At 65.1% G+C, this 14,268-nt stretch carries 10 protein-coding genes; 6 read left to right on the top strand and 4 right to left on the bottom strand.

Going from position 1 to position 14,268, the window contains the following annotated elements; translation table 11 throughout:
• Positions 1-23 precede the first annotated feature (23 nt).
• Positions 24-566 (bottom strand): Lrp/AsnC family transcriptional regulator, encoded by a 543-nt coding sequence (locus KAK11_RS14130; protein WP_210809836.1) that lies wholly within the window; start codon positions 564-566, stop codon positions 24-26.
• A gap of 241 nt (positions 567-807) precedes the next feature.
• Between KAK11_RS14130 and KAK11_RS14125 the strand changes: the two genes are divergently transcribed.
• The 5 genes from KAK11_RS14125 (at position 808) to KAK11_RS14105 (ending at position 9,974) form a co-directional block, all read left to right on the top strand.
• On the top strand, positions 808-2,976 hold the full coding sequence (locus tag KAK11_RS14125; protein ID WP_210809834.1) for an EAL domain-containing protein: 2,169 nt from the start codon (positions 808-810) through the stop codon (positions 2,974-2,976).
• A gap of 244 nt (positions 2,977-3,220) precedes the next feature.
• Entirely contained in the window at positions 3,221-6,781 is a 3,561-nt protein-coding gene (locus KAK11_RS14120; RefSeq protein ID WP_210809833.1) for an indolepyruvate ferredoxin oxidoreductase family protein, read from the top strand.
• Positions 6,782-7,002: 221 nt separating this feature from the next.
• Positions 7,003-7,224, top strand: a complete 222-nt coding sequence (locus KAK11_RS14115; protein ID WP_210809832.1) for a hypothetical protein — start codon at positions 7,003-7,005, stop codon at positions 7,222-7,224.
• Positions 7,221-8,753 carry a GGDEF domain-containing protein gene (locus tag KAK11_RS14110; protein ID WP_210809831.1) on the top strand — a complete coding sequence of 511 codons (1,533 nt, stop codon included), beginning with the start codon at positions 7,221-7,223 and terminating at the stop codon, positions 8,751-8,753. Before KAK11_RS14115 ends, KAK11_RS14110 begins: the two co-directional genes overlap by 4 nt.
• 45 nt (positions 8,754-8,798) lie before the next feature.
• Complete coding sequence (locus KAK11_RS14105; RefSeq protein ID WP_210809830.1) at positions 8,799-9,974, top strand: FAD-dependent oxidoreductase; 1,176 nt, start codon at positions 8,799-8,801, stop codon at positions 9,972-9,974.
• Here the strand turns inward: KAK11_RS14105 and KAK11_RS14100 are convergent.
• Genes KAK11_RS14100 through KAK11_RS14090 form a run of 3 tightly spaced genes read right to left on the bottom strand, consistent with a single transcriptional unit; the run spans position 9,971 to position 12,741 of the window.
• Complete coding sequence (locus KAK11_RS14100; RefSeq protein WP_210809829.1) at positions 9,971-11,152, bottom strand: ATP-binding protein; 1,182 nt, start codon at positions 11,150-11,152, stop codon at positions 9,971-9,973. The genes KAK11_RS14105 and KAK11_RS14100 overlap by 4 nt on opposite strands.
• Position 11,153: 1 nt before the next feature.
• Positions 11,154-11,846, bottom strand: a complete 693-nt coding sequence (locus tag KAK11_RS14095; protein WP_210809828.1) for a response regulator — start codon at positions 11,844-11,846, stop codon at positions 11,154-11,156.
• A 40-nt stretch (positions 11,847-11,886) separates the two neighbouring features.
• Positions 11,887-12,741, bottom strand: a complete 855-nt coding sequence (locus KAK11_RS14090; RefSeq protein WP_210809827.1) for a dioxygenase family protein — start codon at positions 12,739-12,741, stop codon at positions 11,887-11,889.
• Positions 12,742-12,889: 148 nt separating this feature from the next.
• Between KAK11_RS14090 and KAK11_RS14085 the strand changes: the two genes are divergently transcribed.
• Positions 12,890-14,230: a glutamine synthetase family protein gene (locus tag KAK11_RS14085; RefSeq protein WP_210809826.1), complete on the top strand. Its 1,341-nt coding sequence runs from the start codon at positions 12,890-12,892 to the stop codon at positions 14,228-14,230.
• Positions 14,231-14,268 lie beyond the last annotated feature (38 nt).

Raw genomic sequence — 14,268 nt, 5'->3', positions numbered from 1 at the left:
TCTCAGGCCCCCGGCTTGAGGCTTCACTTGGGCAGCTCCGCCGAAGCCAACAAATGCCCCAACGGCAGCGCCGCCGACGCCTTGATCTCCCCGAGCGAGAAACTGGTGTGCAGGTCTTTCACGTTGGGCAGCTTGAACAAGGTGTCCATGGTCCAGCGTGAATAGGCGTCCAGATCAGTGACCAAGACTTGCAACTCGAAGGTGCCTGCCCCACTGATGTAGTGGCAGGCGATGACTTCAGGCAACTCACGAATCGCCGCCTCCAAGGCGCGCATCGCCTCGGCGTTGTCGCGCTCGCAATCCACCCGCACAAAGGCCAGCACGCCCAGGCCTATCTTGCGTCGGTCAATCTCGGCCCGGTAGCCGGTGATCACCCCCAGCTCTTCGAGACGCCGGACTCGCCGCCAGGTGGGGGCGGCAGACAAACCAATGGCGGCCGCCAAATCAGCGTTGGAGATACGGGCGTCGCGCTGCAGCACGCCAAGAATCGCGATGTCGTAACGGTCGAGCTGAGGCGCCACCGATGTCGCGGTCAATGCCTGTGGGGGCGTGATGCTGTGAGTCATGGCTTTTGAGGCCCCAGGTCATCAGGTATACAGCGCGGAGGGGACATATGTCCGGCTAGGCGCCCTGTGGTCGAGCGGCTAGTATAGGTTCGCGGCATACCCATAAAGACCGTAGTCGACGGGGAGTGATGACCGACAAGCACCCAGCCTACCCGGCTGAAGCGTGCTCCATGTTCACTCCTGCTGGCGCACAGGAGGCCTTTGGTCTCCTGTGCGTGAGCTTTGCGTTACGGCCACCTCTATGTCAAGCCTCACCTCGACCAGCACCTTGCGACCCAAAGATCCGCCAGACTCCACACTGCTCGGCTTTCAAGCTCCCAAAGAGACGCGTCGCTTGTCCCGGCGCCGTCTTTGGGCCTATGCCATTCGCGAAGGATTTGTGGCGCTGTTGCCGCTCACGCTCTTGGGCGCCATGGCCAACGTCCTGGCTTACCTCCCCATCCAAGGCTATAACGCGTGGATGAGCCAGTCTTTCGGCCCACAGTGGGCCGACACCGCCGCACTGAGCCTCAACGCCACGATGGGGATCATGGGGCTGGCCAGCGCGATGGTGATTGCCATGCGCCTGTCGGCCTTGCTGGCGGAGCATGGATCCCGTTCGGAAGCGCCGCAAGCCAGCGTGGCGGCGGTGGCCGCGGCGGGGTTCATGCTGGTGGTTCTGCCGGGTCAGCCCAAGGACTTGAGTGTCCTGGGGTATGTGCATATCTTGGAAGGTTTGCTCGTGGGCCTGGCCACGGCAGAGTTGATGCATTGGGCCAGCCGCTGGCTGCCGCGTCATGAGGGGCTGAATGCCCTGGAGTCGGGCGTGCCGCTGCAGCAAGCCTTGCGCCTGTCGGAGCAAGCCGCCATTGTTCTGGGCCTGGTCTACCTGGGTCACCACACCTTGAGCAGTGTGATCGGGCCTTGGCTGCTGAGCACCGTGCTGGCTCCCCTGCATCAAACCCTCCAAGCCCATCTACCGGGCGCTTGGCTGATGAATGTCTTGCTGGTCCTCATCAACCAGCTGTTATGGCTGGTGGGCATCAATGGCGGGCAGCTTTTCTTGAGCATGGGCGCGGCGGGCGCCACCTATCTTGCAGACCCGGCTGTGCTCTATGCCCCGCACGCGGCCAGCCCCACGTTTGTCAACGCTTTTGCCCACTTAGGGGGCGCTGGGGCAACCTGGGGCTTGATCATCGCGTGCCTGTTGAATTGCAAAGACGCGGGCTTGCGCAAGCTGGCTTGGTTCTCAGCGCTGCCGGCCTTGCTGAATGTGAACGAGCTGCTGCTTTTCGGCATTCCGCTGGTGTTCGGGCGCGCGCTGCTGGTGCCCTTTGTGGCGGCACCGGCCCTCAACTGCTTGATCGCGGTGGCGGCCGTGGAATGGGGTGGCATGGCCCTGAGCGGCCAAGCTGTGGTCTGGTCCACGCCCATGTTGATTTCCGGATATGTGTTGACCGATTCCTGGTCCGGCGCGGCAGTGCAGGCGGTGGCCTTGTGCTGTTCTGTGCTGATCTATCTGCCTTATGTGCGACGGCTGGAAGCGCAGCGTCAGCGGCGCAATCAGCGCACGCTCAGCGCCGCGTTGAGCTTTTTGACCAACCCCATCCAGGCGCCTCCGAGCTTGCTGGAGCGCGCTGACAACCTCGGCGACATCGCCCGGGCGCTGATGGAGGACTTCCGCCGTGACTTAGGGGGCCCCCAGGTCACCTTGGCCTACCAGCCGCAGCATGATGCGACCGGCCGCGTGGTGGGCGTCGAGGCCCTGCTGCGCTGGCGCCATGTGGTGCATGGCCCGATCCCAACGGCAGCCATCATCAACATCGCCGAAGAGTGCGAGACCATTCACACCATTGGTCACTGGGTGGTGAACCAAGCGTGTGCTGACTTGGCGCAGTGGCGGCGCGCGGGCTGGGACGGGTTCGTGGTGAGCATCAACATGTCGCCTGCGCAATTGGAAAACCCCGACTGGGTCACCGTCGTGCGCAAAGCCCTGCAAAGCCACAACCTTGATGCGCCCTCGCTGGACCTGGAGATCACCGAAGGCCGGATGATGTCCTCCTCGCAGCAGGCTGATGACACGCTGGCTGAACTGGAGGCCTTGGGTCTCAAACTCTCCATGGACGACTTCGGCATGGGGTGCACCTCCTTGCTCTATATGCAGCGCTTCCGCATGCATTCCATCAAGCTGGATGGGCGGCTGACCCGCGACGTGCTGAACAACCCCGTCGACCAAGACATCATCCGCGCCGTGGCCCGCTTGGGCAAGTCTCAGGGTGTGTGCGTGGTGGCCGAGTTCGTGGAACACCAGGCTCAGCGCGACCTGCTGCAAGACTTGGGCTGTGACCTCTTTCAGGGCTGGCTCTACAGCCCTGCGCTGCCAGCCGCCGAGATGCCGGCTTACTTGGCACGGGTTCACCGCCCTGCTTGAGGCTCGTGGTTTACCCGAAACCACCCCATCAAGGCATTATTCTTTCTATTGATTCATTTTTTTGGCAATGTTCTTGCCAATTAGAAGAATAACAAGCAATTGAAAGAAAGCACCTGTCGCGGGCTTAGCCCTACACTCTGACCCACACGCCCTTCACGCAGGTGTGGGGCTGCGGCCGGGTCACAAGCCTGTCTGCCGTGCGCCCCCTTTCGCGCCCTATCCTCGCGCCCCACGGAGACAAACCATGAACGCACCACTGCCTGATTCCATTCGCCTCGCGCTGGAAAAGGTCACCCTGGACGACAAATACGCCCTGCCTGAGGGGCGTGCCTTCATGAGCGGGGTGCAAGCCCTGGTGCGCCTGCCCATGCTGCAGCGGGTGCGTGACGCGGCCGTGGGGCTGAACACCGCCGGCTTCATCAGCGGCTATCGCGGCTCACCGCTGGGCGGCTATGACCAAGCCCTGATGGCGGCCAAAAAGCACTTGGCCACGCAAAACATCGTCTTCCAGCCGGGGGTCAACGAAGAACTGGGTGCCACCGCCGTCTGGGGCACGCAGCAGCTCGACCTCTACAAAGACAAGGCCAAGCACGATGGCGTGTTTGGCATTTGGTATGGCAAGGGCCCGGGCGTGGACCGCTGCCTGGACGTGTTCAAGCACGCCAATATGGCCGGCACGGCCCAGCATGGTGGCGTGATTGCGATTGCCGGTGACGACCATGTCTCCAAGAGCTCGACCGCGCCCCACCAGAGCGACCACGTCTTCAAAGCCTGCGGCTTCCCTACCTTCTTCCCCTCCAGCGTGCAAGACATTCTGGACATGGGCCTGCATGCCTTTGCAATGAGCCGCTTTGCTGGGGTCTGGACCGGCATGAAGACCATCCAAGAGGTGGTGGAGTCTTGCAGCAGCGTGGATGTCTCGCCGAACCGCGTGAAGATCCTCTTGCCCGAGGACTTCCAGATGCCGGCCGGTGGCCTGCACATCCGCTGGCCCGACCCGCCGCTGGAGCAAGAAGCCCGCTTGATGGACTACAAGTGGTACGCCGCCCTGGCCTATGTGCGTGCCAACAAGCTCAATTACAACGTCATTGCCACCCCGCAAGACCGCTTCGGCATCATCGCCAGCGGCAAGGCCTATAACGACACCCGCCAGGCCTTGGCCGATCTGGGCTTGAGCGATGACATCTGCCGCGCCATTGGCCTGCGCCTGCACAAGGTCAATGTGGTGTGGCCGCTAGAAGCCACCATCACCCGCGACTTTGCCCAAGGCCTGCAAGAGATTTTGGTGGTCGAGGAAAAGCGCCAGGTCATTGAGTACCAACTCAAGGAAGAGCTCTACAACTGGCGCGCGGATGTGCGCCCCAATGTGATCGGCAAGTTTGAAGAAGCCGAGGGCGACAACACCGGCGGCGAATGGAGCCGCCCCAACCCGAGCGAGAACTGGCTGCTGCGCGCCAAGGCTGACCTGACCCCGGCCCTCATCGCCAAGGCCATTGCCAAGCGCCTGAAAAAGCTGGGCGTGCCCGATGACGTGGCGCAGCGCATGGACCAGCGCGTGGCCGTCATCGAGGCCAAGGAGCGCGAACTCGCCACGCTGGAGGTCAAGACCGGGGACCGCACGCCCTGGTTCTGCTCCGGTTGCCCCCACAACACCTCGACCCGCGTGCCCGAAGGCTCACGCGCCGTGGCCGGCATCGGCTGCCATTACATGGTCAGTTGGATGCCCGGCCGCAGCACCAGCACCTTCACTCAAATGGGCGGCGAGGGCGTGCCTTGGGTGGGCCAGGCGCCCTTCACCAAAGAAGAACACATCTTCTCCAACCTGGGTGATGGCACCTACTTCCACTCCGGCCTACTGGCCATCCGCCAGAGCATTGCGGCCGGCGTGAACATCACCTACAAAATCCTCTACAACGACGCCGTGGCCATGACCGGCGGCCAGCGCGTGGGTGAGCGCGCCGAAGGCCACACCGTGCTGCAAATCATGCAGAGCTTGACGGCCGAAGGCGTGGCCAAGCTGGTCATCGTCAGCGACAACCCCGGCAAGTACGACGGCGTCAGCCTGCTGCCCGGCATCACCGTGCACCACCGCGATGAGCTGGATGCCATCCAGCGCCAATTCCGCGAGATCAAGGGCACCACGGCCATCATCTACGACCAGACCTGCGCCACCGAAAAGCGCCGTCGCCGCAAGCGCGGCACCATGGCCGAGAGCGAGCAGCGCGTGGTCATCAATGAGCTGGTGTGCGAGGGCTGCGGCGACTGCGGCGTGCAGAGCAACTGCGTCTCCGTGGAGCCGCTGGAAACTGAATTTGGCCGCAAGCGCCAGATCAACCAGAACACCTGCAACAAAGATTTTTCTTGCGTCAAGGGCTTCTGCCCCAGCTTTGTGACGGTGCAAGGCGGCACGCTCAAAAAGGCCAAGCCAGCCCAAGGCGCCGCGGCCAGCATGCCTGCTGTGCCCGAGCCCACCCTGCCCGCCTGCGACACCGCCTGGGGCATTGTGGTGGCCGGCATTGGCGGCACCGGTGTGATCACCATCGGCCAGTTGCTGGGCATGGCGGCGCACATTGAGGGCAAGGGCATCATCACCCAAGACGCGGCGGGCTTGGCCCAAAAGGGTGGTGCGACCTGGAGCCATGTGCAGATCGCCAACACCCTGGACGCCATTCACACCACCAAGGTAGACACGGCCAAGGCCGACCTGATCATCGGCTGCGAGGCCATCACCACCGCCAACAAGACCACGCTGTCGGTGATGCACCCGCAGCGCACTTTTGTGGCGATGAACAACCACCGCACCCCCACCGCCAACTTTGTGCTGGACGCGGACTGGAGCTTCCCGGCTGAGGCCTGCGAGTCCGCCATTGCGGCCGCCGTGGGCCCGCAGCACTTGGCGGCCTTTGATGCCGAAGAAGTCTCCACCCAACTGCTGGGTGACTCCATCTACACCAACCCCTTGATGCTGGGCTTTGCCTGGCAAAAGGGCCGCGTGCCCCTGAGCCATGCCGCGCTGATGCGCGCCATTGAACTCAATGCCGTGCAAGTCGAGAAGAACAAGGCCGCGTTCGAGTGGGGCCGTCGCTGCGCCCACGACTTGGCCGCCGTGAAGGCCTTGTTCACCACGGGTCAGGTGATCCAGTTCGTCAAGCGCACCAGCCTGGACGACATGATCACCCAGCGCGTCAGCTTCTTGACGGGCTATCAGAACGAGGCCTATGCGGCCCAGTACCGCAGCTTTGTCGAGAAGGTTCGCGCCGCCGAGGCGCCGCTGTCCAGCACCCGCTTGACCGAGGCCGTGGCCCGCTACCTCTTCAAGCTGATGGCCTACAAGGACGAGTACGAGGTCGCGCGCCTGCACACCGACCCCAGCTTCCTGGCCAAGCTGAATGCGCAGTTTGAGGGCGACTTCAAGCTGGTGCACCACTTGGCGCCGCCGATGCTGGCCAAGACCAACGCCCAAGGTGAGCCGGTGAAGCAAGCCTTTGGCCCCTGGATGCGCAGCGCCTTTGGCCTGATGGCCAAGCTCAAAGGCTTGCGCGGCACCGCACTGGACCCATTCGGCCGCACCGAAGAGCGCCGCACCGAGCGCGCGCTGATCGGCGAATACCGCGACACCATCGACACCCTGCTGCAAGGCCTGAGCGCCGAGAAGCTGCCCCTGGCGCTGGAGATCGCCCGCCTGCCCGAGAACATCCGCGGCTATGGCCACGTCAAGGCCCGCCACTTGGCGGCCGTGCGCGGCCAGTGGCAATCGCTGATGGACCAGTGGCGCCAAAGCGGCAGCCAGCGCAAGGCGGCATAAGGCGGCATAAGGCGGCATAAGGTGGCGGGAGGCGGCGGCCCGCATCGCGCGGGCCAGCGCCACCCGCGGCCCTGCCCGCAATGCCCTGCTCCACGCGGAACAGCGCCGCACTGGCTGACATTTTCTGTTGATCGACCAGGCCAAACCCCGCTAAGGTAGCGTCCTGCCCACCGTGCCTCTCGGGCATGGGGTGGAGGGTGTCAACCAAGAAGAGGGCCGCCGTGATCGTTCGGGCCAAGCTCGCCTGCTGCACATGCATCAACAAGGCTCTGCGTCAGCGGGGCTTTTGGCCTGCCGCCGCATCGGCAGCGCATCGCCTGCACGACAGTGCCAAACGCCACCCTGGGGCGGTGGTGAGTCTGTGGGCTCTGGGGGCAGCCCTGGGGCTGGTGGCCTTGGCCTTGCAGGACGCCGCCCTGATGGATCTTTGCGTGCGCCGATGATCCGCCGCCTGCTGGCCGCCGAAGCGGCATTCGACCCCTTTGTGCGGCCCTATCGCGAGCGCGCCGACCGGATCATGGTGCGCATGAGCCTGTTTCTCCTGCTGGTCTGCCTGGCCTTGGCCCCCCTGCGCGGCACCTACCTGTCGGCCCTGGCCATTGGCCTGCCCACCGCCTTGTTAGGAGCCTGGCTGGCACGGCAGCACAACGGCGCCCTGATCACCCGCCTCTTCATGGCCAGCGGGTTCATGGTGTTCACCGCCTTGATCATCCACCAGACGGGCGGCGACATAGAAGCCCACTTCTCGGCGTTCGGCCTGATCGGCGTGCTGCTGTATTACCGCGACTGGCGCACCATCGTGATGGCCACCGTGGTGATCTATCTGCACCACCTGTTGCTGGGGTATGCCCAGTGGCGAGGCAGCCCGATCTACGTGTTTGACAACACCCATTTCTGGGCGACCTTCGCCATCCACGTCCTCTACTTTCTGCCCTTCGTCGGGATGATGTCTTACCTGGCCATTTGGCTGCGCCGAGAAGGCTACGACGACCAACACGTGATTGCGCTGGCGCAGCAGATCATCCGGGGCGACTTGACCCAGGACGCCAGCGCCCCGGGCGAGCGGGGGCAGATGCCCTTGATCGATGCCGTGCTGACCATGAAGACCCGCCTGCTGAACCTCATCAAGGTTCTGCCGGTGGCCACGGCCGTGGTCCGCCTGCAAGACAGCCAACTGGTGGCCACCAACGATGCCTGGCACCGCCTGTTCGGCCTGCGTGTTGACACCGGCCAGAGTTTGGGGGAAGCGAGCCTGTGGCCGCAGCCCGGGCAATGGCAGGCCTTGGTGCAGCAGTTGCAAGCCCGTCAAGACCGCTCGATCCGTGACCTGCTGGCCACCCTGCGCAACAGCGACGGCGGGCTCATTGCCTGTAAGCTGGCCCTGACCTTGCATGATGATGTGGCCCCCTCGATGATCATCTTGGTGGCCGAGGACGTGACCCTGCACCAAGAAGCCGAGCGGGCCATGACCCGGCTGGCCTACAACGATGTCCTGACCGACTTGCCCAACCGGGTCAGCCTGCATGCCGCACTGGCCCAGGCCAGCGAAGCCCTGCAACAACACGGCACGCCCTATGCCGTGATCATGCTGGACCTCGACGGCTTCAAACCCATCAACGATCGCCATGGCCACGATGTCGGTGACGAGGTTTTGCGCACCTTGGGCGCCCGTTTCAGCCATGTGAAACGCCCGTCGGATGTGGTGGCACGATTGGGGGGCGACGAGTTTGCCGTGGTCTTGCATGACTGCGGCGATCCACAGGTCGCACAACAAGTGGCCCAACGCTTTGTGGACGCCAGCCAGAGTGACCTGCACCTCGCCGCGACGGGGCAGACGCTTCAGTTGAGCCTCAGCGCCGGCGTGGCGACCGTGACTTCTTCACAAGAGGACCCACTGGCTGCCCTCAAGCGTGCTGACGTGGCGCTGTATCGCGCCAAGGCCGAAGGAAAGTGCTGCGTTCGTCTGGGATGATGCGGCCCTCGGTGTAACGGATCGGTCATCGATCCCCCAGACAAGATGAAGATTGCCATCGTGGGCGCTGGCATCGGTGGCCTGGCCCTGGCCACCATGGTCCAGCGGGCGGGGCACCAGGTGTGCCTGTGGGAGCGCTTTGAACAGCCCAAGCCCGTGGGCTCCGGCTTGGTGATTCAACCGGTGGGCTTGGGCGTTCTGGACCACTTGGGCCTGGGCGACCAGGCCCGCGCCATGGGCGCCCCCCTCGTGCGCATGCAAGGCCATTTGCCCCAGGGGCGCTCGGTGCTGGATGTCGCCTACCGGCCCGACCAGCCGGGCTTGGCCCTGCACCGCGCTGCGCTGTTCGAGGTGCTGTGGCAAGCCGCGCAAGCGGCTGGCGTGCCGGTGCGCACCCGCATGAGCATTCACAGTGCGACCCTGGAGAGCGGCCAGCGGGTGCTGCGCGATGCCCAGGGCCAGGCCTTGGAGGCGGTGGACCTGGTCGTGGACGCCAGTGGCGCGGGCTCGCGCCTCTCGACGCTGCAGGCGCGGCCCCTGAACTACGGCGCCATCTGGGGCACGGTGCGCTGGCCCCATGACACCGCCCTGCCCTTCAATGAACTGCGCCAGCGCTATCGAGGTGCCAGCCACATGGTCGGCGTGCTGCCTGTGGGGCGCCTCCCCGGTGATTCGGACCCTCGCGCCGCCTTGTTCTGGTCCATGCCCGCCCGAGACTTGGACGCCTGGGCGCACACCGATCTCGCCGCCTGGCAAGCCCAGGCGCTGGGCCTGTGGCCGGAGTTGCATCCCTTCATCACGCAGATCACCGACACCGCGCAGATGACCCCGGCCCGCTATGCCCACGGCACGCTGCGGCGCCCCTACGAACCCGGCCTGGTCTTCATCGGCGACGCCGCCCACCGCGCCAGCCCCCAACTGGGACAAGGCGCCAATATGGCCTTGCTGGACGCCCTGGCCCTGTTCACGGCCCTGCAAAACCACCCGTTGGAGCGGGCCCTGCCCCGCTATGCAGCGATGCGGCGTTGGCATGTGCGCAGCTACCAAGCCATGAGCGCCGTCTTCACGCCGATGTACCAATCGGGCAGCCGGGTGCTGCCCCTGCTGCGCGACCATGTGCTGGCGCCCTGTGCCCAACTGCCGGGCATCAAGCAGTTGCTGACCGCCTTGGTGTCGGGGGACATGTTGCCGCCCTTGGCCAGGGTTGATGCGCAGCGCTAAAGCCGGACGATGGCTTGCAGGCCTCCGCTGGCGTGATTGCGCAGGTGCAACTCGGCCCCGAGGCGTCGGCTGAGCTCCCGGGCGATGTAGAGACCCAGCCCGACCCCACCCGTCTCGCGGTTGCGAGAGGCCTCTAAGCGCACAAAGGGCTGCATGACCTCGGCCAACAGGGCGGGCGGGATGCCCGGCCCGTCGTCCTCCACGTGAATGCACAAGCGGCTCTCCGAGTCACGTTGCAGGCTCAAGCGCGCCCGCTGCCCATAGCGCACCGCATTGCTGACCAAATTGCCCACGATACGCTGCAGTGCCAGAGGGTCGGTCTGGGCATAGACGGGCTCGGTGGCCAAGCTCTGCACCTCCTGGCCCAACTCTGCCGCATCGTCCGCCACGGCTTGCAGCAGGGCCGACAACTCGACGCGCTGCCAAGCACCGGGCGGCCGGCTCTGCAGGCTGAACACCTCCAAGGTGGTATCGATGAGGGCCGACATCTCTTGCAGGTCGCTGATGCTGCGGGCGCGCCATTCCTCAGGCATGGGTGCGCCCTCCAGCCGCACCCGCAGCCGGGTCAAGGGCGTGCGGAGGTCGTGCGACATGGCCGCGACCATCAAGCCACGCTCATCGAACTGACGCTTCAATTGAGCCGCCATCTGGTTAAAGGCCGCAGCGCCTTGGCGCACCTCTCGCGTGCCCGAGTGCTCCTCCAGTTGTGGTGGCTTTAGGCCCAAGCTCAGGGCGCGCTCCAAGCCCTGTGCGCCTGCACTGAGCTGGGCCATGGGCCGGGCCAACCAGCGCGCTCCCCACCACGAGGCCAAGGCGATCAAGAGCAGGCGGATCCCATAGTCGGCCATCAGTGCGCCAGCGGGCAGGCCGGGACCACCGTCCATGGACATGGGCGGCAGCGACGGAAAGGTCGGCCAATCACCCTGGCCTTCTGCACGGGGCGCGGGTGGCCGTGGCGGCCCCTCGCCGGGTGGGTGCGGGGCCCCTGGCGGAGGGCTTGCTCCCGAGCGCAGGGCGGGCGGCCCATCACCCAGGCCTGGGGGTCGGTGTGAGGGGCTGGCTGGCCCCCCCAGTTGATTCCAGCCCCAGGCTGCCGCATGGCTGAGCACCAGGGCCAGCCACATGAGCAGGAACAGACGCAGGCCCAGCGTGTCCCAGCGGGCGAAGGCTTGGCGCATCTCAGGCCACCTCGGTGTCAAAGAGATAACCCTCACCGCGGATGGTGCGAATCAAACCGGGCTCCCGCGAGGCATCGCCCAGCTTGGTGCGCAGGCGCGAAACCGCCAGGTCGATGCTGCGCTCATTCACCTCGACGCCGGGCGCCCGCGTCAGCTCCAGCAAACGGTCTCGGCTCAAGACCTGGCCGGCCTTTGACACAAAGGCCTCCAGCAGCCTGAACTCCGCACTAGACAGCGGCAGCACCACGTCATCGGCCGAGATCAGTTGGCGCGCGACCCGATCAAAACGCCACGTGGCAAATGCGACATAGCGCCGCCCGGGGTCTTGCCCGCCGCTGCCCCGGCGCAGCACCGCTTGAATGCGGGCCACCAGCTCGCGCGGCTCAAAGGGCTTGGCCACATAGTCGTCAGCCCCCAACTCCAAGCCCAGCACACGGCTGGAGGTGTCACCCCGCGCCGTCAACATGATGACCGGTGTGCTGCTCGTTTGCCGCAGGCCGCGCAGCAGGCTGACCCCGTCTTCGCCGGGCAGCATCACGTCCAGCAGCACCACCGCAAAAGGCTGGGCCGCCAGGCACTGGCGCATCGCCACGCCAGAGGCCACCGCCGTCACCTCAAAGCCAAAGCCTTGCAGGTACTCACTGAGCTCTGTGCGCAATGCGGCATCGTCGTCCACCAGCAAACAGCGGGTCATCGGGCAGGTCTCCACAGTCAAGCTGCAGAGCCTAACTCAGTCACACTGAGATCCCCACGGTCAGCCGAGCCACAAAGCCGTCCGTCACATTGCCTGTCACCGTGGTGAGCTGGGTGCTGTAGCCATCGCTGAACACGTTGTCGCTGGCCAAGCTGATGCGCGCGGCATTGGCGGCGCTGCCGCTATAGCCTGAGGTGGCGTAGGCCGCGTCCGTCATGCTGCTGGGAAAGCAGAGCTGCGAGGTCTTGAGCTTGTTGCTGAACGAGGTGGCCGTGGTGGTGCTGCGATAGACCTCAAAGTGCATATGGGGCACCCGCCCGTCATAGCAGCCGGGCACGATGGTGGTGAAGCTCGCCTCGCCACTGCTGTTGGTGGCTTGCACCCCACGCAAATAGTTCTCGGCCGTGATGCCCGACGAGTACATGGAATAGCGCCCCAGCGCATCGCAATGCCACAGGTAGATGGCATAGCCCGACAAATCGGCGCAAGCACCATTGACATTCACCAGATCCAAAATCACCGTGAGCGGCACGCCACTGGCCACGCCGGTCGCCCCGGCAAAGCTGCTGCGAATGTCTTGCCGCACGATGCCGCTCAGGGCCAAGGCATTGGCCACGCCGCTGCTGTTGGCATTGGAGCCATCACCTGGATAAGGCCCCGCCGTTTCTTCCGGAGCCACAGAGCAGCTTGCGCTGCTGCCTGAGCCCGACCCACTGCCGCTACCGCTGCCACTGCCGGACCCAATGTCACTGCTGTTGTCGTCCCCGCCGCCACCGCAGCCCACCAAGGCCACCGCCCCCGCGCCGGCCAGCCATCGCAGCGCCTGGCGCCGGGCTTGGGTTTGTTGCATCAAGGTCGCGAGATCCTGGGCTAAGCCGTGGGGGTGTTGGGACATGGTCATCTCTCCTGCGTGGGGCGCCTGTGCGCCATGGGCTTCGATGCCATGGATTAAAGAGCAGCGCTGTGTCAGTAGCGCATGAAAGTTGTGTCAGCATGGACACATTGCGACTTTGACCGCCGCCCCGCGGCCGCCCGCCTGCACCATGAGCACCCACCCCACCGACCTCGCTCAACGCTTTCGCGCCGAAGGCGTGCGCGACGTGGAATGCCTCTTCCCCGATGTCTCGGGCTACCCGCGCGGCAAGCTGATGCCGGCCGTCAGCTTTGCCAAGGGGCAGGAGCTGCGCATCGCCCAGGCCATCCCCATGCAATGCGTGACGGGCGAGTACTCCTACGACCCCATCTTCCCCGACGCCGACCCCGATGTGCGCCTGGTGCCCGACATGGCCACCCTCAAGCCCGTGCCCTGGGCCAGCGTGCCGCGCTATATGGCCATTCACGATTGCGTGGAGATGAACGGCACGCTGTGCGCCTTTGCACCACGCTCGGTGCTGAAGACCGTGCTGGCGCGCTATGCCCAGGCCGGCTTGACGCCAGTGGTCGCCCCTGAGATTGAGTTCTACCTGACCGCCGCCAACACCGACCCCGCCGAGGCCCTGCGCGCGCCCGTGGGCCGTGGGGGCCGCGCCGAAGTGGGGCAGTCGGCCTTCAGCATGAATATGCTCAATGAGCTGGCGCCGTTTTGGGATGAGTTCCATGCCGCCATTGATGCCTTGGGCATCCGCGCCGACACCTGGATCCACGAAGTCGGCCCCACGCAGTACGAAATCAACCTGCTGCATGGCGACGCGCTGGCCGTGGCCGACCAGGCTTTTCTCTTCAAGATGGCGGCCAAGGAAGTGGCGCTCAAGCACGGCCTCAATGCCGTCTTCATGGCCAAGCCGCTCTCGGGCGAGGCGGGTAGCTCCATGCACCTGCACCAGAGCATTGTCGATGGGCAAGGCCGCAACATCTTCAGCGCGGCAGACAGCAGCGCCACCCCCGAGTTCAGCCACTACCTGGGTGGCCTACAGGCCTATGGGCCGGACCTGATGCTGGTCTACGCGCCCTTTGTGAACAGCTACCGCCGCTATGTCACCGGCAGCCAAGCACCCATCAACCTGGACTGGGGCCACGACAACCGCACCACCGGCCTGCGCATCCCCTTGAGCGGCCCCGAGGCCCGGCGCGTCGAGAACCGCATCGCCGGCGCCGACGCAAACCCCTACTTGGCCATTGCTGCCTCACTGGCTGCTGGGCTGGCCGGCTTGCAAGAGCAGTTAACCCCCAGCGCTCCGATTGAAGGCAATGGCTACGACCACGCCCACACCTTGGCGCGCAGCTTTCTGATGGCCCACGACCGCCTCGCCGCCAGCCCCCATGCCGCACGGCTGTTGGGGGCTGACTTTGTGCGCGCTTATCTAGCCGTCAAGCAACTGGAGCATGACAGCTACCTGCGCGAGATCAGCGCGTGGGAGCGGCGGTTCTTGTTGCCGCAGGTGTGAGGCTGCGAGGACGCCGGGAGCGGCTCACAAGGACCCTG

Source organism: Ideonella paludis, from assembly GCF_018069865.1.
Lineage (GTDB): Bacteria > Pseudomonadota > Gammaproteobacteria > Burkholderiales > Burkholderiaceae_C > Ideonella > Ideonella paludis.
The sequence above is the reverse complement of the archived record's forward strand: the minus strand, read 5'-3'. Positions and strand labels throughout refer to the sequence as shown.